14 protein-coding genes, 2 tRNA genes and 4 rRNA genes are annotated in these 18,350 nt (G+C 52.1%); 13 read left to right on the top strand and 7 right to left on the bottom strand.

Going from position 1 to position 18,350, the window contains the following annotated elements; genetic code table 11:
• Positions 1 to 23: 23 nt before the first annotated feature.
• Genes trkA through def form a run of 4 tightly spaced genes read right to left on the bottom strand, consistent with a single transcriptional unit; the run spans position 24 to position 4,234 of the window.
• The gene (gene trkA, locus BJF97_RS26415; RefSeq protein WP_004125888.1) at positions 24 to 1,400 is read right to left on the bottom strand and encodes a Trk system potassium transporter TrkA; all 1,377 of its coding nucleotides are present in this window, start codon (positions 1,398 to 1,400) and stop codon (positions 24 to 26) included.
• Between the two features lie 21 nt (positions 1,401 to 1,421).
• Entirely contained in the window at positions 1,422 to 2,711 is a 1,290-nt protein-coding gene (gene rsmB, locus BJF97_RS26410) for a 16S rRNA (cytosine(967)-C(5))-methyltransferase RsmB (protein ID WP_014227033.1), read from the bottom strand.
• 51 nt (positions 2,712 to 2,762) lie between these two features.
• Complete coding sequence (gene fmt / locus BJF97_RS26405) at positions 2,763 to 3,710, bottom strand: methionyl-tRNA formyltransferase (RefSeq protein ID WP_032693886.1); 948 nt, start codon at positions 3,708 to 3,710, stop codon at positions 2,763 to 2,765.
• Between the two features lie 14 nt (positions 3,711 to 3,724).
• Complete coding sequence (gene def / locus BJF97_RS26400) at positions 3,725 to 4,234, bottom strand: peptide deformylase (RefSeq protein WP_004854751.1); 510 nt, start codon at positions 4,232 to 4,234, stop codon at positions 3,725 to 3,727.
• Between the two features lie 129 nt (positions 4,235 to 4,363).
• Between def and dprA the strand changes: the two genes are divergently transcribed.
• From dprA to BJF97_RS26375, 6 genes are read left to right on the top strand one after another with little or no spacing between them, the layout of a single operon-like run.
• Positions 4,364 to 5,488 carry a DNA-protecting protein DprA gene (gene dprA / locus BJF97_RS26395; RefSeq protein WP_032693885.1) on the top strand — a complete coding sequence of 375 codons (1,125 nt, stop codon included), beginning with the start codon at positions 4,364 to 4,366 and terminating at the stop codon, positions 5,486 to 5,488.
• The gene (gene smg, locus BJF97_RS26390) at positions 5,460 to 5,933 is read left to right on the top strand and encodes a DUF494 family protein Smg (protein ID WP_014227030.1); all 474 of its coding nucleotides are present in this window, start codon (positions 5,460 to 5,462) and stop codon (positions 5,931 to 5,933) included. The genes dprA and smg overlap by 29 nt, the downstream gene beginning before the upstream one ends.
• Before the next feature lie 27 nt (positions 5,934 to 5,960).
• On the top strand, positions 5,961 to 6,503 hold the full coding sequence (locus BJF97_RS33115; protein ID WP_014227029.1) for a DNA topoisomerase family protein: 543 nt from the start codon (positions 5,961 to 5,963) through the stop codon (positions 6,501 to 6,503).
• A gap of 4 nt (positions 6,504 to 6,507) precedes the next feature.
• The gene (gene tsaC, locus BJF97_RS26385; protein ID WP_004854739.1) at positions 6,508 to 7,080 is read left to right on the top strand and encodes an L-threonylcarbamoyladenylate synthase type 1 TsaC; all 573 of its coding nucleotides are present in this window, start codon (positions 6,508 to 6,510) and stop codon (positions 7,078 to 7,080) included.
• Between the two features lie 3 nt (positions 7,081 to 7,083).
• Positions 7,084 to 7,902, top strand: coding sequence for a shikimate dehydrogenase (aroE, locus tag BJF97_RS26380; RefSeq protein ID WP_014839659.1), 819 nt, complete (start codon positions 7,084 to 7,086; stop codon positions 7,900 to 7,902).
• Positions 7,899 to 8,156: a DUF1488 domain-containing protein gene (locus tag BJF97_RS26375; RefSeq protein WP_014227027.1), complete on the top strand. Its 258-nt coding sequence runs from the start codon at positions 7,899 to 7,901 to the stop codon at positions 8,154 to 8,156. Before aroE ends, BJF97_RS26375 begins: the two co-directional genes overlap by 4 nt.
• Here BJF97_RS26375 and BJF97_RS26370 read toward each other — a convergent pair.
• Positions 8,132 to 8,686 (bottom strand): gamma carbonic anhydrase family protein, encoded by a 555-nt coding sequence (locus tag BJF97_RS26370; RefSeq protein WP_032693883.1) that lies wholly within the window; start codon positions 8,684 to 8,686, stop codon positions 8,132 to 8,134. The genes BJF97_RS26375 and BJF97_RS26370 overlap by 25 nt on opposite strands.
• Before the next feature lie 69 nt (positions 8,687 to 8,755).
• Between BJF97_RS26370 and BJF97_RS34440 the strand changes: the two genes are divergently transcribed.
• From BJF97_RS34440 to rrf (BJF97_RS26340), 7 genes are all read left to right on the top strand, one after another.
• Positions 8,756 to 8,938, top strand: a complete 183-nt coding sequence (locus tag BJF97_RS34440) for a hypothetical protein (RefSeq protein WP_148722762.1) — start codon at positions 8,756 to 8,758, stop codon at positions 8,936 to 8,938.
• A 217-nt stretch (positions 8,939 to 9,155) separates the two neighbouring features.
• A 16S ribosomal RNA gene (locus BJF97_RS26365) occupies positions 9,156 to 10,693 on the top strand.
• Positions 10,694 to 10,778: 85 nt separating this feature from the next.
• Positions 10,779 to 10,854: transfer RNA gene (locus BJF97_RS26360), tRNA-Glu, on the top strand.
• A gap of 190 nt (positions 10,855 to 11,044) precedes the next feature.
• A 23S ribosomal RNA gene (locus BJF97_RS26355) occupies positions 11,045 to 13,949 on the top strand.
• 200 nt (positions 13,950 to 14,149) lie between these two features.
• A 5S ribosomal RNA gene (rrf, locus tag BJF97_RS26350) occupies positions 14,150 to 14,265 on the top strand.
• 14 nt (positions 14,266 to 14,279) lie between these two features.
• A tRNA-Thr gene (locus BJF97_RS26345) sits at positions 14,280 to 14,355 on the top strand.
• A gap of 38 nt (positions 14,356 to 14,393) precedes the next feature.
• Positions 14,394 to 14,509: ribosomal RNA gene (gene rrf, locus BJF97_RS26340) — 5S ribosomal RNA — on the top strand.
• The 16S, 23S and 5S rRNA genes sit together here with 2 tRNA genes alongside, the layout of an rRNA operon.
• 237 nt (positions 14,510 to 14,746) lie before the next feature.
• On the opposite strand, the gene BJF97_RS26335 is transcribed toward rrf (BJF97_RS26340), so the two are convergent.
• Entirely contained in the window at positions 14,747 to 14,968 is a 222-nt protein-coding gene (locus tag BJF97_RS26335) for a hypothetical protein (RefSeq protein WP_004854727.1), read from the bottom strand.
• Between the two features lie 268 nt (positions 14,969 to 15,236).
• Positions 15,237 to 18,347: an efflux RND transporter permease subunit gene (locus BJF97_RS26330; protein ID WP_032694490.1), complete on the bottom strand. Its 3,111-nt coding sequence runs from the start codon at positions 18,345 to 18,347 to the stop codon at positions 15,237 to 15,239.
• Positions 18,348 to 18,350: the final 3 nt, after the last annotated feature.

Below are 18,350 nucleotides of genomic sequence, written 5' to 3'. Positions count from 1 at the left end.
GGCGTCTTGTCGACGCCTGCGAACTACAAAAAGAAAGGACTTGGCTGGAATAGTCTTTCGACGTCAGAGATGAATTTTTTGTCAGTCAGGAACATAACGACATGATCCCCTTGCTCAATACGCAGATTGTTATTCGCTATCATGACATCATTACCGCGTACAACGGCGCCAATAATTGTTCCGGGGGGAAGCTTAATCTCATCGATAGCGCGTCCAACCACCCGTGAAGTACTTTCATCTCCGTGCGCGACAGCTTCAATAGCCTCTGCGACACCGCGGCGTAGGGAGGAAACGCCGACAATATCGGCTTTACGCACATGGCTGAGCAACGCAGAGATGGTTGCCTGCTGCGGTGATATTGCAATGTCGATCACGCTCCCCTGGACAAGATCGACGTAGGCACGGCGCTGGATCAGTACCATCACCTTTTTGGCCCCCATGCGCTTTGCGAGCATGGCTGACATAATATTGGCTTCGTCATCGTTGGTGACGGCAATGAAAAGATCGACTTGATCGATATGTTCCTCAGCCAGCAATTCTTGATCTGAAGCATCGCCGTAGAAGACGATCGTATTTTGCAGCTTTTCCGCAAGTTCTGCGGCACGCTGCTGATTACGTTCAATCAGTTTGACGCTGTAATCTTTCTCCAGCTTATGAGCGAGCCCGGCGCCAATGTTTCCGCCACCAACCAGCATGATGCGCTTATACGGCTTTTCGAGGCGCTGAAGTTCGCTCATGACGGCGCGAATATGCTGCGAAGCGGCGATGAAAAACACTTCATCACCGGCTTCAACAATGGTTGAACCTTGTGGCCTGATGGGGCGATCGTGGCGGAAGATAGCGGCTACGCGTGTGTCAATATGCGGCATATGTTCGCGCATAGTTGAAAGTGCGTTTCCCACTAAAGGACCGCCATAATAGGCTTTAACGACTGCGAGGCTTACTTTTCCTTCGGCAAAATTGACAACCTGCAGCGCGCCTGGATACTCAATCAGGCGGTGAATGCTGTCAATGACCAGCTGCTCTGGCGCGATGAGGTGGTCAATAGGAACCGCTTCTGAGTGGAAAAGTTTATCGGCATCACGCACATAATCCGGGGAGCGGATGCGAGCAATACGGTTTGGCGTATTAAACAGCGAATAGGCGACCTGGCAGGCCACCATATTCGTTTCATCTGAGCTGGTCACTGCGACCAGCATATCGGCGTCATCCGCACCCGCCTCACGCAGCACGCGTGGATGCGAGCCGTGGCCCTGAACCACTCTGAGATCAAATTTGTCCTGAAGACTGCGAAGGCGGTCGCCATTCGTGTCTACCAGCGTAATATCGTTGTTCTCTCCGACAAGGTTTTCTGCCAGAGTTCCGCCGACCTGCCCTGCGCCCAATATGATAATTTTCATCAGTCGCGACTCGTTATCTCATTACTTTTTGATTAGCTTAGCGTAAAAGAAGCCGTCACCTTCTTCAGCACCTGGCAAATTTTGCTGGCCCGGCAAATCTGCGCTGCCGGTTTCGCTGAGAACCGCATCCGCAGTACGCTGCAGGAAGGCTTTAATTTGCTGGCTGTTCTCTTCCGGCAATACCGAACACGTTGCGTAAACCAGAGTCCCGCCGGTTTTCAAATGCGGCCATACGGCATCCAGAATTTCAGACTGCAGCTGGGCCAGTTCCGCGATATCACGATCCCGGCGCAGCCACTTGATATCCGGATGACGGCGAATGACGCCGGTGGCGGAACAGGGGGCGTCCAGCAGAATACGATCGAACTGCTGCTCTCCACACCATTGGGCTGGATAACGGCCATCACCTTGTTTAACGGTGGCCTTCATGCCCAGACGCTTCAGGTTGTCATAGACGCGGGAGAGTCGCTGCTCATCAACATCGACGGCCAGCACCTGTGCTTCGGGCGCCGCTTCGAGAATATGTGTGGTTTTACCCCCCGGTGCCGCGCACAGATCCAGAATTTGCTCGCCGTTTTTTGGATCAAGAAATGTGATGCAGCCCTGAGCGGAGGCATCCTGAACCGTAACCCAACCCTCTTCAAACCCCGGCAATGCGTGGACCGGCACCGGTGTTTCCATGCGCACAGCGTCAGGGTAAGCAGGATGAGTAAAACCTTTCATTCCCGCCTCTTCCAGCAGTGCCAGCCAGCTATCGCGCGGATGGTGGACACGGTTTACGCGCAACCACATTGGCGGGCGCTGGTTGTTCGCTTCCACGATCGCTTCCCACTGTGCTGGATAGGCTTTCTGCAGACGTTTCAACAACCAGGACGGATGTAAAAAGCGAATTTCGCTACGAGAAAATTCAGATAACAGTTCTTCCTGCTGGCGCTGAAACTGGCGCAATACGCCGTTAATCAACCCTTTGAGCTGCGGGCGCTTAATTGCTACTGCGCCTTCAACCGTTTCCGCCAATGCAGCATGAGGAGGAATCCGTGTGTACAGCAGTTGGTAAATGCCCACCATAATGAGGTAGTGCACAACACGCTGTTTACCCGTCATCGGCCGGGACATGAGCTTGCCGATCAGCCAATCTAACTGGGAAAGGGTACGTAGCACGCCAAAGCAGAGTTCCTGAAGCAGCGCTTTGTCTTTATCGGATACTTTTTGTTGCAGCGGGGGCAGAACGTTGCTCAGGGATTGCCCTTGTTCGAGAACCTGTTCAACGGCCTGCGCTGCCAGGCTGCGTAAATTGAGTTGTTTTTTCATAAGCACAAAATAAAAATGCCCGGCAACACCGGGCGTATTAAGAAGGGCGCGTCAGACCAGACGGTTGCCAGGAGCGAACCATTCCCGCCGCGAGTTTAATAGATCCTGAGCACTCATTGCTTTTTTCCCGGCAGGCTGTAGCGAGAGTAAATTCAGCACGCCGTCGCTGGTCGCCACCTGAATCCCCTGTTTTGTCGCTTCAATGATGGTCCCCGGTTCGGCTGTTGTAGCCACATCGATAACCGACGCCTGCCAGACTTTTACCGGCTGGCCATCAATTTCTATCCAGCTCATTGGCCACGGGTTAAAGGCGCGAATGCAGCGTTCTAACTGAGCGGCTGGAAGAGACCAGTCGATACGCGCTTCTTCTTTGCTGAGTTTTTGCGCATGGGTAACCAGCGCTTCATCCTGTACAACCGGTTTCGCGGTACCTGCAGCAAGCTGCTTAAGGGTGTCGATCAGCCCCTGCGGCCCCAGGTTAGCCAGCTTGTCGTACAGCGTTCCGCTGGTGTCTTCGGCCGTGATTGGGCACGCAAGTTTATACAGCATATCACCCGTATCGAGACCGACATCCATCTGCATGATGGTGACACCGGTCTCGGTATCGCCAGCCCAAAGCGAACGCTGAATGGGCGCCGCGCCGCGCCAGCGCGGAAGCAACGAACCGTGAACGTTAATGCAGCCCAGGCGCGGCATATCCAGCACGGCTTTTGGTAGAAGGAGCCCATAGGCTACGACGACCATGACGTCTGCACGCAGATCGGAGACGAGCTGCTGATTTTCCTGCGGACGTAGTGAAGCTGGCTGGAATACCGGTATGCCTTTTTCTTCTGCAAGAACTTTCACCGGGCTGGGCATGAGTTTTTTACCACGACCTGCCGGACGGTCCGGTTGGGTGAAGACGCCAACCACGTTGTGTCCAGAGGACAGCAGCGCGTCGAGATGACGTGCTGCAAAGTCAGGGGTGCCGGCAAAAATAATACGTAGTGAGTCTGACACGTTTATTCTCGTCCTTAAGCTCGAGCATTCAGACGATCAAGTTTCTCAACTTTTTGACGAATGCGTTGTTGCTTGAGCGGTGACAGGTAATCGATGAACAGCTTACCGACGAGGTGATCCATCTCGTGCTGAATGCAGATGGCCAGCAGACCGTCGGCTTCAAGCTCAAAAGGTTTGCCTTCGCGATCGAGCGCGCGGATTTTCACTTTTTCTGCACGCGGCACTAAAGCACGCTGTTCAGGAATAGAGAGGCAGCCCTCTTCAATGCCTGTTTCTCCGCTTTTTTCCAGCAGCTCAGGGTTAATTAATACCAGCTGCTCTTCACGATTTTCTGATACATCAATAACAATAATACGCTGGTGAATATCCACCTGCGTTGCGGCCAGACCGATACCTTCTTCAGCATACATCGTCTCGAACATATCATCGACGATACGCTGAATTTCTGCATTTACTTCTTCTACCGGCTTTGCGACTTTGCGAAGGCGCTCGTCCGGAATATGTAACACTTGCAAAACTGACATAGTTATCCAGAGTTGTGTTCAGGAGTTGGAAAGATTATTACCTCTATTCTAGACAAAACCCCCTGCAATTGACAGTCTCGCTGTCCAATCGCAAAGATTGTTAAAGTCGCTTGTGGCAGGGGGATAGGGATGACGCCCAGGGAAATTTGGTTACGTTTGATGAGGGTGAGCAGCCTGTATGGCGAGAGTGCTATCAGTGCCGCCCGTCAGCTATGTGCATCTGCGACGTTAGGTCGAGAAGATTTGCGAGCCTGTGGCTTGAGTCTGGCGCAATCGAAGCATTTCCTCAGCGTTAACCAATGCGAGATAGATGCCACGCTGCAATGGCTGGAGCGACCAAATTGCTATCTACTGACTGCCGAAGATCCGCTTTACCCACCCCAGCTGCGGGCGATTGTCGACTTTCCTTGCGCTCTTTTAGTATGTGGAGACCCTGCGCTACTGAGCAGCCGGCAGCTGTCCGTCATTGGGAGCCGGGCGCATTCATGGTATGGCGCTCGTTGGGGGAAACTCTTTAGCGAAGCTTTAGCACGTTATGGTATTACGATCACGAGCGGCCTGGCCCTTGGCATTGATGGAATTGCTCATCGTGGTGCGCTGGAAGGGAAAGGTAAAACGGTTGCTGTTTTAGGGAATGGCTTAAGAGAGATCTATCCTCGCCGTCATCAGGCGCTAGCGGAGCAGATTACAAACAGCGGCGGCGCCATCATTTCGGAGTTTCCGCTGTTTACCCCGCCCCTGCCGGGCAACTTTCCTCGCCGTAACCGGATTATCAGCGGGCTAAGTGCCGGCGTGTTGGTTATTGAGGCGGCCCTGAAAAGCGGCTCATTAGTGACGGTTCGTTATGCTCTGGAGCAGGGAAGGGATGTGTTTGCCCTGCCAGGGCCGATTGGTAGCCCGGGTTCAGAAGGTCCCCACTGGCTTATCAAGCAGGGCGCGATTCCCGTGACAGCCCCGGAAGACATCGTCGAATACTGGCGGGATGAGCTGCCATATGTTCTTCCTGAACCAGATGACGCAAATAATTGCGGTAATCGGCCTTCTGTAGCATTGCCATTTCCAGAGCTCCTGGCTAACGTAGGAGATGAGGTAACACCTGTTGACGTTGTCGCTGAACGTGCCGGCCAATCTGTGCCAGTAACCGTAGCCCAGCTACTAGAACTGGAGTTAGCAGGCTGGATCGCAGCTGTACCCGGCGGCTATGTCCGATTAAGGAGGGCAAGCCATGTTCGACGTACTGATGTATCTGTTTGAAACTTACATCCATAACGAAGCAGAAATGCGCGTGGATCAGGACAAGCTGACTCGGGATCTGACCGATGCCGGTTTTGAACGAGAAGATATCTATAACGCCCTGATGTGGCTGGAGAAACTGGCTGATTACCAGGAGGGGCTTGTTGCGCCAATGCAGCTTGCTTCTGACCCACTCTCGTTACGAGTCTACACCGACGACGAGTGCCAGCGTCTTGATGCAAGCTGCCGGGGATTCTTATTATTCCTTGAGCAAATTCAGGTGTTGAACCTCGAAACACGGGAAATGGTGATTGAGCGTGTACTGGCGCTGGATACGGCAGAGTTCGATCTGGAAGATCTCAAATGGGTGATCCTGATGGTGCTGTTCAATATTCCCGGTTGCGAAAATGCCTACCAGCAAATGGAAGAATTACTCTTTGAAGTAAATGAAGGTATGCTGCACTAACTTTTTTGCTGCGACATTAGAATTGTTATGACCAAAACAGCGCTGTTCTCGGTGCGTAAAAACGAACCCTGCCCGCAGTGTGGGGCTGAACTGGTAATACGCTCCGGGAAACACGGGCCTTTTCTCGGCTGCTCGCATTATCCTGACTGTGACTATGTCCGGCCCCTGAAAAATCAGGCGGACGGACATATTGTCAAAGTTCTGGAGGGGCAAACGTGCCCGTCTTGCGGCGCAGTGCTGGTACTACGCCAGGGGCGTTTTGGTATGTTTATCGGTTGTAGCAGCTATCCAGATTGCGAACATACTGAACTTATCGATAAGCCGGATGAAACCGCAATTGCCTGCCCACAGTGCGGGCAAGGGCATTTGGTTCAGCGCCGCTCACGTTTTGGAAAAAACTTCCATTCCTGCGATCGTTACCCCGATTGCCAGTTCGTCATAAACTTCAGGCCAGTGGCGGGCGAGTGTCCAGAGTGTCATTACCCGTTGCTAATCGAAAAGAAAACGGCGCAGGGCGTTAAACGCTTCTGTGCCAGCAAACAATGTGGAAAGCCGATACCGGCGGAATAAATCTGTGAATAATAACCTGCCCTCAGAAGCCATCGTACGTGCTGTGGCGCTTCTGAATAATGAACATGTCATCGCCTATCCAACAGAAGCCGTTTTTGGCGTCGGTTGCGATCCCGATAGCGAAAAGGCCGTCATGAGCCTGCTTGCACTTAAACAGCGTCCCGTTGAAAAGGGGCTGATCCTGATTGCGGCGAACTTCGAGCAACTCAAACCCTATATTGACGATACGCAACTTAGCGATGAGCAGCTGGAGACGATTTTTTCTTGCTGGCCAGGACCTGTGACATTTGTCTTCCCCGCTTGCGCTTCAACGCCGCGTTGGTTGACGGGGCGCTTCAATTCACTGGCTGTGCGAGTCACGGATCATCCGCTGGTGGTCGAACTGTGTAATGCTTACGGAAAACCGCTGGTTTCAACCAGCGCAAATTTGTCTGGCCAGCCTCCTTGCCGCACGACGGCAGAAGTTTATGCGCAGTTTGGCGCTGATTTCCCGGTCGTTGACGGGGCTACGGGAGGGCGTCAAAACCCATCTGAAATACGTGATGCCTTGACGGGCGAACTCTTCCGCCAGGGGTAACTCATGGAAACTTATGCCGTCTTCGGACACCCTATTGCCCATAGCAAGTCGCCATCTATTCATCGGCTTTTTGCTCAGCAGTTGCAAATTACGCATCCCTATGGCCGTATTCTGGCTCCGCTCGATGATTTCGTTACGACGCTCGATACCTTCTTTAATGAAGGCGGTAAGGGAGCGAACGTCACCGTGCCTTTTAAAGAAGAGGCCTTCGCGCGAGCAGATGAACTAACCGAACGCGCAGCGCTGGCCGGTGCGGTCAATACGCTTAAACGGTTGGAGGATGGCCGCCTGCTGGGGGACAATACCGATGGTATTGGACTACTGAGCGATCTGGAACGGCTGGGTTTTATTAAACCAGGATTCCGGGTATTGCTTATTGGCGCAGGTGGGGCTTCACGCGGCGTTTTGCTTCCTCTCCTGTCGCTGGATTGTGCCGTGACTATTGTTAATCGTACCTATTCTCGCGCCCATGAACTGGCTACGCTTTTTGCTCATACCGGCAGCGTCCGCGCTTTGGATATAGAAGCATTAGACGGTCAGGAATTTGATCTCATTATTAATGCGACATCCAGCGGTATTGACGGCGGTGTTCCCGCGATCCCTGTTACCTTAATAAATCCCCATGTCTGTTGTTATGACATGTTTTACCAGAAAGGTAGTACGCCATTTTTATCTTTATGCCAGCAACACGGTGCGACAAAATGCGCTGATGGGTTGGGAATGCTGGTGGCGCAGGCTGCTCATGCGGTGCTGTTGTGGCACGGCGTTCTGCCAGAAATTACGCCAGTCATTGCGGCTTTGCAGAAGGAACTGAATGCATGAACCAGGCAATTCAGTTTCCAGACAGAGAGGTATGGGATGAAGCGCGTCAATGTATCGCTTTTCCTGCATTAGTTAACGGCATGCAGCTTACCTGCGCCTTAACGCTTACGGTGCTCAAGAAGCGTTTTGGCGGTGAAGAGCCGGCGCAATGGCTGGCCGCTTTTCGTGAACATCGCTGGGATCTGGAAGATGAAGCCCAGGATCTCATTCTCGACCAGCAAGAAGATGCTCAAGGTTGGATCTGGTTTTCCTGAGCCAGGTAATCACCTTTCCACTTTACATAGTTGTTCGCTGAATATTGTAGCCCGGCAATTTCCGCCTCTGTCAGGAGGCGTATCTGTTTTACCGGGTTACCAAAGTAAAGATAGCCACTCTTGAGACGTTTGTTCTGAGGCACCAGACTGCCAGCCCCAATCATTATATCGTCTTCAACAATCACGCCATCCAACAAAATCGAACCCATACCGACCAGGACCCGGTTACCAATAGTGCAGCCGTGTAGCATCACCTTATGGCCGACGGTAACATCCTCGCCAATGATAAGTGGATTGCCCTGTGGATTAGATGAAGACTTATGCGTGACATGTAAGACGCTACCGTCCTGAATGTTAGTGCGGGCGCCTATTTCCACATAGTTCACATCACCGCGAATGGCGACCAGAGGCCAGATACTGACATCGTCAGCTATTCTGACATCGCCGATCACCACGCTGCTGCTGTCGATCATCACGCGTAGGCCCGTTTTAGGGAATAAATCTTTATAACGACGCAAGCTGGTGGTCATGGTTACCTCAATAAAAGAAGGGAGTGCAGAGACTTTGGTTGCTTTTCTGGCCGTCTGCAACCCCTTATTGTGGTAAAAATTGAGCGGATTGAGCAAGAACGCCGCGAAGCGGCTGAAAAACCATCATTTGGAAAAAAAGATCGAAAAAAGGCTTGTGCAAAAAAATGGGATCCCTATAATGCGCTCCCACTGACACGGCAGATGAGAATCACTTCACAAACAACCCGGTCGGTTGAAGAGAAAAAATCCTGAAATAACGGGTTGACTCTGAAAGAGGAAAGCGTAATATACGCCACCTCGCAACGGTGAGCGAAAGCCGCGTTGCACTGCTCTTTAACAATTTATCAGACAATCTGTGTGGGCACTCAAAGTGACATGGATTCTTAACGTCGCAAGACGAAAAATGAATACCAAGTCTCTGAGTGAACACGTAATTCATTACGAAGTTTAATTCACGAGCATCAAACTTAAATTGAAGAGTTTGATCATGGCTCAGATTGAACGCTGGCGGCAGGCCTAACACATGCAAGTCGAACGGTAGCACAGAGAGCTTGCTCTCGGGTGACGAGTGGCGGACGGGTGAGTAATGTCTGGGAAACTGCCTGATGGAGGGGATAACTACTGGAAACGGTAGCTAATACCGCATAACGTCGCAAGACCAAAGAGGGGGACCTTCGGGCCTCTTGCCATCAGATGTGCCCAGATGGGATTAGCTAGTAGGTGGGGTAACGGCTCACCTAGGCGACGATCCCTAGCTGGTCTGAGAGGATGACCAGCCACACTGGAACTGAGACACGGTCCAGACTCCTACGGGAGGCAGCAGTGGGGAATATTGCACAATGGGCGCAAGCCTGATGCAGCCATGCCGCGTGTATGAAGAAGGCCTTCGGGTTGTAAAGTACTTTCAGCGGGGAGGAAGGCGATAAGGTTAATAACCTTGTCGATTGACGTTACCCGCAGAAGAAGCACCGGCTAACTCCGTGCCAGCAGCCGCGGTAATACGGAGGGTGCAAGCGTTAATCGGAATTACTGGGCGTAAAGCGCACGCAGGCGGTCTGTCAAGTCGGATGTGAAATCCCCGGGCTCAACCTGGGAACTGCATTCGAAACTGGCAGGCTGGAGTCTTGTAGAGGGGGTAGAATTCCAGGTGTAGCGGTGAAATGCGTAGAGATCTGGAGGAATACCGGTGGCGAAGGCGGCCCCCTGGACAAAGACTGACGCTCAGGTGCGAAAGCGTGGGGAGCAAACAGGATTAGATACCCTGGTAGTCCACGCTGTAAACGATGTCGACTTGGAGGTTGTTCCCTTGAGGAGTGGCTTCCGGAGCTAACGCGTTAAGTCGACCGCCTGGGGAGTACGGCCGCAAGGTTAAAACTCAAATGAATTGACGGGGGCCCGCACAAGCGGTGGAGCATGTGGTTTAATTCGATGCAACGCGAAGAACCTTACCTACTCTTGACATCCAGAGAACTTAGCAGAGATGCTTTGGTGCCTTCGGGAACTCTGAGACAGGTGCTGCATGGCTGTCGTCAGCTCGTGTTGTGAAATGTTGGGTTAAGTCCCGCAACGAGCGCAACCCTTATCCTTTGTTGCCAGCGGTCCGGCCGGGAACTCAAAGGAGACTGCCAGTGATAAACTGGAGGAAGGTGGGGATGACGTCAAGTCATCATGGCCCTTACGAGTAGGGCTACACACGTGCTACAATGGCATATACAAAGAGAAGCGACCTCGCGAGAGCAAGCGGACCTCATAAAGTATGTCGTAGTCCGGATTGGAGTCTGCAACTCGACTCCATGAAGTCGGAATCGCTAGTAATCGTGGATCAGAATGCCACGGTGAATACGTTCCCGGGCCTTGTACACACCGCCCGTCACACCATGGGAGTGGGTTGCAAAAGAAGTAGGTAGCTTAACCTTCGGGAGGGCGCTTACCACTTTGTGATTCATGACTGGGGTGAAGTCGTAACAAGGTAACCGTAGGGGAACCTGCGGTTGGATCACCTCCTTACCTTAAAGAACCTGCCTTTGTAGTGCTCACACAGATTGTCTGATGAAAAGTAAATAGCAAGGCGTCTTGCGATTGAGACTTTAGTGTCCCCTTCGTCTAGAGGCCCAGGACACCGCCCTTTCACGGCGGTAACAGGGGTTCGAATCCCCTAGGGGACGCCACTTGCTGGTTCGTGAGTGAAAGTCACCTGCCTTAATATCTCAAAACTCATCTTCGGGTGACGTTTGAGATATTTGCTCTTTAAAAATCTGGATCAAGCTGAAAATTGAAACGACACACTGTTCAAGTGTGTTCGAGTCTCTCAAATTTTCGCGACACGACGATGTTTTACGAAACATCTTCGGGTTGTGAGGTTAAGCGACTAAGCGTACACGGTGGATGCCCTGGCAGTCAGAGGCGATGAAGGACGTGCTAATCTGCGAAAAGCGTCGGTAAGGTGATATGAACCGTTACAGCCGGCGATGTCCGAATGGGGAAACCCAGTGCAATTCGTTGCACTATCGTTTGATGAATACATAGTCAAACGAGGCGAACCGGGGGAACTGAAACATCTAAGTACCCCGAGGAAAAGAAATCAACCGAGATTCCCCCAGTAGCGGCGAGCGAACGGGGAGCAGCCCGGAGTCTGAATCAGCTTGTGTGTTAGTGGAAGCGTCTGGAAAGTCGCAGGGTACAGGGTGATACTCCCGTACACTAAAACGCACAGGCTGTGAACTCGAAGAGTAGGGCGGGACACGTGGTATCCTGTCTGAATATGGGGGGACCATCCTCCAAGGCTAAATACTCCTGACTGACCGATAGTGAACCAGTACCGTGAGGGAAAGGCGAAAAGAACCCCGGCGAGGGGAGTGAAAAAGAACCTGAAACCGTGTACGTACAAGCAGTAGGAGCCCACTGGTTGGGTGACTGCGTACCTTTTGTATAATGGGTCAGCGACTTATATTCTGTAGCAAGGTTAACCGTATAGGGGAGCCGCAGGGAAACCGAGTCTTAACTGGGCGTTAAGTTGCAGGGTATAGACCCGAAACCCGGTGATCTAGCCATGGGCAGGTTGAAGGTTGGGTAACACTAACTGGAGGACCGAACCGACTAATGTTGAAAAATTAGCGGATGACTTGTGGCTGGGGGTGAAAGGCCAATCAAACCGGGAGATAGCTGGTTCTCCCCGAAAGCTATTTAGGTAGCGCCTCGTGAACTCATCTTCGGGGGTAGAGCACTGTTTCGGCTAGGGGGTCATCCCGACTTACCAACCCGATGCAAACTACGAATACCGAAGAATGTTATCACGGGAGACACACGGCGGGTGCTAACGTCCGTCGTGAAGAGGGAAACAACCCAGACCGCCAGCTAAGGTCCCAAAGTCATGGTTAAGTGGGAAACGATGTGGGAAGGCCCAGACAGCCAGGATGTTGGCTTAGAAGCAGCCATCATTTAAAGAAAGCGTAATAGCTCACTGGTCGAGTCGGCCTGCGCGGAAGATGTAACGGGGCTAAACCATGCACCGAAGCTGCGGCAGCGACACTATGTGTTGTTGGGTAGGGGAGCGTTCTGTAAGCCGTTGAAGGTGGCCTGTGAGGGTTGCTGGAGGTATCAGAAGTGCGAATGCTGACATAAGTAACGATAATGCGGGTGAAAAACCCGCACGCCGGAAGACCAAGGGTTCCTGTCCAACGTTAATCGGGGCAGGGTGAGTCGACCCCTAAGGCGAGGCCGAAAGGCGTAGTCGATGGGAAACAGGTTAATATTCCTGTACTCGGTGTTACTGCGAAGGGGGGACGGAGAAGGCTATGTTGGCCGGGCGACGGTTGTCCCGGTTTAAGCATGTAGGCGGATGTTCCAGGTAAATCCGGAACGTTATCAACGCTGAGGTGTGATGACGAGGCACTACGGTGCTGAAGTGACAAATGCCCTGCTTCCAGGAAAAGCCTCTAAGCATCAGGTAACATCAAATCGTACCCCAAACCGACACAGGTGGTCAGGTAGAGAATACCAAGGCGCTTGAGAGAACTCGGGTGAAGGAACTAGGCAAAATAGTGCCGTAACTTCGGGAGAAGGCACGCTGATGGTAGGTGAAGCGACTTGCTCGTGGAGCTGAAATCAGTCGAAGATACCAGCTGGCTGCAACTGTTTATTAAAAACACAGCACTGTGCAAACACGAAAGTGGACGTATACGGTGTGACGCCTGCCCGGTGCCGGAAGGTTAATTGATGGGGTTATCCTCGCGGAGAAGCTCTTGATCGAAGCCCCGGTAAACGGCGGCCGTAACTATAACGGTCCTAAGGTAGCGAAATTCCTTGTCGGGTAAGTTCCGACCTGCACGAATGGCGTAATGATGGCCAGGCTGTCTCCACCCGAGACTCAGTGAAATTGAACTCGCTGTGAAGATGCAGTGTACCCGCGGCAAGACGGAAAGACCCCGTGAACCTTTACTATAGCTTGACACTGAACACTGGTCCTTGATGTGTAGGATAGGTGGGAGGCTTTGAAGTGTGGACGCCAGTCTGCATGGAGCCATCCTTGAAATACCACCCTTTAATGGCTGGTGTTCTAACGTGGGCCCGTAATCCGGGTTGCGGACAGTGTCTGGTGGGTAGTTTGACTGGGGCGGTCTCCTCCTAAAGAGTAACGGAGGAGCACGAAGGTCAGCTAATCCTGGTCGGACATCAGGAGGTTAGTGCAATGGCATAAGCTGGCTTGACTGCGAGCGTGACGGCGCGAGCAGGTGCGAAAGCAGGTCATAGTGATCCGGTGGTTCTGAATGGAAGGGCCATCGCTCAACGGATAAAAGGTACTCCGGGGATAACAGGCTGATACCGCCCAAGAGTTCATATCGACGGCGGTGTTTGGCACCTCGATGTCGGCTCATCACATCCTGGGGCTGAAGTAGGTCCCAAGGGTATGGCTGTTCGCCATTTAAAGTGGTACGCGAGCTGGGTTTAGAACGTCGTGAGACAGTTCGGTCCCTATCTGCCGTGGGCGCTGGAGAATTGAGGGGGCTGCTCCTAGTACGAGAGGACCGGAGTGGACGCATCACTGGTGTTCGGGTTGTCATGCCAATGGCATTGCCCGGTAGCTAAATGCGGAAGAGATAAGTGCTGAAAGCATCTAAGCACGAAACTTGCCCCGAGATGAGTTCTCCCTGACCCTTTAAGGGTCCTGAAGGAACGTTGAAGACGACGACGTTGATAGGCCGGGTGTGTAAGCGCAGCGATGCGTTGAGCTAACCGGTACTAATGAACCGTGAGGCTTAACCTTACAACGCCGAAGATGTTTTGGCGATTTGAGAAGACAACAATTTCAGCTTAGATTACAGATTTTCGGGAACGAAAGATTTTACGCTGAGGCAAGGCGGCAAATGAAGTAAAGGAAGGAGCATACTGTAGTATGTGACTGACTTTACGAATGCAGCCAACGCAGCATCGGTGTAAAAGATTCGTTTCTGACAACAGAATTTGCCTGGCGGCGACAGCGCGGTGGTCCCACCTGACCCCATGCCGAACTCAGAAGTGAAACGCCGTAGCGCCGATGGTAGTGTGGGGTCTCCCCATGTGAGAGTAGGGAACTGCCAGGCATCAAATTAAGTGTGCTGATATGGCTCAGTTGGTAGAGCGCACCCTTGGTAAGGGTGAGGTCCCCAGTTCGACTCTGGGTATCAGCACCAGTTTTTAGGTTAAAGTTCGGCGATTTGAAAAGAATTTGCCTGGCAACGATAGCGCGGTGGTCCCACCTGACCCCATGCCGAACTCAGAAGTGAAACGCCGTAGCGCCGATGGTAGTGTGGGGTCTCCCCATGTGAGAGTAGGGCATTGCCAGGTATCAAATAAGTGAAAAGCCCATCCTGACGGATGGGCTTTTTGCGTTTATGCGGCTGAGAAAATATCCATTTATACCAGACCTGGCAATGACAATTTGCCCATTTGATCTTATCTAAAGGATCGTTTCCCGAGCTTCAGCTGCCGGTATTGCAGTTTAAGCATTGTGGAGCTTACCTTCGGGGAAAAGCAGTGCCGGAGCTCGCTCCGGCACCTGTCATGGCAGAGAAAAGAAAGGAATTAACGAGTCAACGCCACGATGCCGAGCGTCAGGCCAGCGACGGCAGCTGCGCCCCCGGCAATCGCGCCGGCGGTTTCCCAGTTATCCTGGGTCGTTCCTTTCATACAGGTATTGGTGTGCACTAATCTGCCTTCAGAATCATAGACCGGTACACACGGAGAGTCATGTGCACAGCCGGCGAGTAGCGTTGCCAGCAATGCCACTATAATAACTTTATTCATGATATTACCTCTAAATAATCCGCTTCGCTGTATTGGAGAACCCATACCTGCGCGGAACGGTTTATTTTATCATCAGCAATATGGGGTGCCGCTAGAGTAAATAATCTCAATTTATGAGTAACGTAAATATCATGAAGAAAACCAGAGAACTATGGGGAAATAATGTGTATTGGGTACCGCAGAAATAAATATATTTAATATCATCAGGATAGTTATCGAAACGCAGACGAAAAAAAGGCACCTGAAAGGTGCCTTTAGAAAAACATATTTACTCTGCGTGTTTCGTAAAGCGGCGTCTTACCACGACGAAGAAGACAGGAACAAAGAAGATCGCCAGTAATGTTGCCGTCAGCATTCCTCCCATAACGCCGGTACCGACCGCGTTTTGGGCGCCGCTGCCGGCTCCATGGCTAATAACCAGAGGCAGAACCCCGAGGATAAAGGCCAGCGAAGTCATCAGGATAGGGCGTAAACGCATACGCGATGCTTCAAGTGTGGCTTCGATAATTCCTTTGCCTTCTTTATCCATCAGGTCTTTCGCAAACTCCACGATAAGAATCGCGTTTTTCGCAGAGAGGCCGATAGTTGTTAATAAGCCCACCTGGAAATAAACGTCATTATTAAGCCCGCGTAACGATGCTGCCAGTAATGCACCAACTACCCCTAATGGAACGACGAGCATGACGGAGAAGGGAATAGACCAACTTTCATAAAGCGCCGCAAGACACAGAAAGACAACAATAAGTGAAATGGCATAGAGCGCGGGCGCCTGGTTACCGGATAAACGTTCTTGATAGGACATTCCTGTCCAGTCGTAACCAATACCGGCAGGAAGCTTGCTGGCTAACTGCTCCATTAAAATCATCGCATCGCCGGTACTTTTCCCCGGAGCAGCTTCACCCAAAACTTCCATAGAGGGTAAGCCATTATAGCGCTCCAGGCGCGGTGAACCATAAACCCAGCGTGAGGTGACAAAGGCGGAGAACGGAACCATTTCGCCATTCGCGCTGCGGGCGTACATATTATTGATATCGCTCGGCAGCATACGGAATTTTGCATCGGCCTGAACGTAGACTTTTTTCACTCGTCCATGGTCAATAAAGTCGTTGACGTAGTAACCCCCTAGCGCCGCGGAAATGGTTTCATTGATATCGGATAGTGAAATACCCAGAGCCTGAGCTTTCTCCTGATCAACATCCAGCTTGAATTGCGGCGTGTCTTCGAGCCCGTTGGGGCGAACGCGTACCAACTGGTCAGGATGCTCTCTCACCATACCCAGAAGTTGATTACGGGCCAGGGTTAACGCGCTATGGCCAAGGTTACCCTGATCGATAAGCTCAAAGTCAAAACCGGTCGCCGTACCCAGTTCGATAATTGCCGGCAGATTGAAAGGAAAGACCATAGCATCTTTAATCTGACTGAAGGCAACGGTCGCACGTTTGATGATTGCCTCAACGCCATTCTCTGCGCCACTGCGTTCTTCCCATGGCTTCAGGCTGACAAACGCCATACCGGAGTTTTGACCCTGACCGCTAAAGCTAAAGCCGTTAACGGTAAAGACGCTTTCAACATTCGCCTTCTCTTTATGCAGATAGTAATCGGTAACCGTATCAAGAACCTTTTGCGTGCGTTCCTGCGTTGCGCCTGAAGGAAGCTGGATCATGGTCATAAATACCCCCTGATCCTCATCCGGCAAGAAGGAGGTGGGCAGGCGCATAAACAGGACGGCCATACCCACAACGATCAGCAAATAGATGATCAGGTAGCGTCCGGTACAGCGCAGAATCCCGCTGACGCTGTTAGTGTAGTGGTTCACGCTACGATCGAATTTCGCATTAAACCAGCCAAAAAATCCTTTTTTCTCATGATGATCGGCTGATGCGGGTTTCAGTAATGTGGCACAAAGCGCGGGGGTCAGGATCAGCGCGACCAGTACGGACAGCGCCATGGCGGAGACGATGGTGATAGAAAATTGCCGATAGATCGCCCCCGTAGAGCCGCCAAAGAAGGCCATCGGGACAAACACTGCCGATAGCACCATGGCAATGCCGACCAGCGCCCCCTGAATTTGCGACATTGATTTTTCCGTCGCTTCTTTGGGGGGAAGCTTCTCTTCTACCATGACGCGTTCGACGTTTTCCACCACCACGATAGCATCGTCGACCAGAAGGCCTATTGCCAGCACCATACCAAACATCGTTAGCGTATTGATGGAGTAACCGAACATTGCCAGTACGGCAAAGGTCCCGAGCAGGACGACCGGAACCGCAATGGTGGGGATCAGCGTGGCCCGGATATTCTGTAAGAACAGATACATCACCAGGAAGACGAGGATAATCGCTTCAAACAGCGTCTTCACAACCTCATGAATAGAGATTTTCACAAACGGCGTAGTGTCGTAGGGATAGACGACCTTCATCCCCTGCGGGAAGTACGGCTGCAGTTCGGCAAGCTTCGCTTTAATCGCGGCGGCGGTATCGAGGGCATTGGCGCCGGTAGCGAGCTTAATTCCCAGTCCTGAAGCCGGTTTTCCATTGATTTTTGCGACAACGTTGTAGTTTTCACCTCCCAGCTCAATACGGGCCACATCTTTCAGGTGCACCACTGAGCCATCCGCGTTCACGCGCAGAGTCACTTTGCCAAACTCTGCCGGATCCTTCAGTCGCGTCTGAGCAATAATGGATGCGTTTAGCTGCTGGCCTTTAAGGGCCGGCGTACCGCCAAGCTGGCCTGCTGCAATCTGATCGTTCTGTACCTGCAGTTGGTTAATGACGTCGACAGGCGTGAGGTTGTACTTATTCAGGAGGTTACCGTCCAGCCAGACGCGCATGGCATACTGCGCGCCGAAGAGCTGTACATCGCCGACGCCGTTAAGGCGGCTGATGGTATCTTTGACGTTCGATGCAACGTAGTCGGATATATCATCCTGAGTGGTGCTCGTGTTATCGGAGATGAATCCGGCAACCATCAGGAAACTACTGCTTGATTTCTCGACGCTAATCCCCTGCTGCTGTACTTCCTGAGGAAGAAGCGGCGTCGCCAGCTGCAGTTTATTCTGCACCTGAACTTGCGCAATATCCGGATCCGTACCTGATTTAAAGGTCAGGGTGATGGTAACGCCGCCTGCGGAATCGCTGGTTGAGGACATGTACATCAGATTATCGATACCGTTCATGTTCTGTTCGATAACCTGAGTCACCGTATCCTGAACGGTTTGTGCGTCCGCACCTGGATAGGTTGCGGAGATGGCCACCGCTGGCGGCGCGATAGTCGGGTATTGTGCAATCGGTAGCTGCATAATTGCGAGGCCACCGGCAATCATCATGATGATCGCCAGCACCCAGGCGAAGACCGGTCGATGGATAAAAAACTTAGACATAGG

Origin of the sequence: Klebsiella sp. LTGPAF-6F, assembly GCF_001753185.1 — a bacterium.
In the GTDB taxonomy this organism is placed as follows: Bacteria; Pseudomonadota; Gammaproteobacteria; order Enterobacterales; family Enterobacteriaceae; genus Klebsiella; species Klebsiella michiganensis.
The sequence above is the reverse complement of the archived record's forward strand: the minus strand, read 5'-3'. Positions and strand labels throughout refer to the sequence as shown.

Excerpts from the sequence above, each read along its gene's own strand:
- trkA (WP_004125888.1), bottom strand. The coding sequence starts at position 1,400 with ATGAAAATTATCATATTGGGCGCAGGGCAGGTCGGCGGAACTCTGGCA.
- rsmB (WP_014227033.1), bottom strand. The coding sequence starts at position 2,711 with ATGAAAAAACAACTCAATTTACGCAGCCTGGCAGCGCAGGCCGTTGAA.
- def (WP_004854751.1), bottom strand. The coding sequence starts at position 4,234 with ATGTCAGTTTTGCAAGTGTTACATATTCCGGACGAGCGCCTTCGCAAA.
- dprA (WP_032693885.1), top strand. The coding sequence starts at position 4,364 with ATGACGCCCAGGGAAATTTGGTTACGTTTGATGAGGGTGAGCAGCCTG.
- smg (WP_014227030.1), top strand. The coding sequence starts at position 5,460 with ATGTTCGACGTACTGATGTATCTGTTTGAAACTTACATCCATAACGAA.
- BJF97_RS33115 (WP_014227029.1), top strand. The coding sequence starts at position 5,961 with ATGACCAAAACAGCGCTGTTCTCGGTGCGTAAAAACGAACCCTGCCCG.
- aroE (WP_014839659.1), top strand. The coding sequence starts at position 7,084 with ATGGAAACTTATGCCGTCTTCGGACACCCTATTGCCCATAGCAAGTCG.
- BJF97_RS26375 (WP_014227027.1), top strand. The coding sequence starts at position 7,899 with ATGAACCAGGCAATTCAGTTTCCAGACAGAGAGGTATGGGATGAAGCG.
- BJF97_RS26370 (WP_032693883.1), bottom strand. The coding sequence starts at position 8,686 with ATGACCACCAGCTTGCGTCGTTATAAAGATTTATTCCCTAAAACGGGC.
- BJF97_RS26335 (WP_004854727.1), bottom strand. The coding sequence starts at position 14,968 with ATGAATAAAGTTATTATAGTGGCATTGCTGGCAACGCTACTCGCCGGC.
- BJF97_RS26330 (WP_032694490.1), bottom strand. The coding sequence starts at position 18,347 with ATGTCTAAGTTTTTTATCCATCGACCGGTCTTCGCCTGGGTGCTGGCG.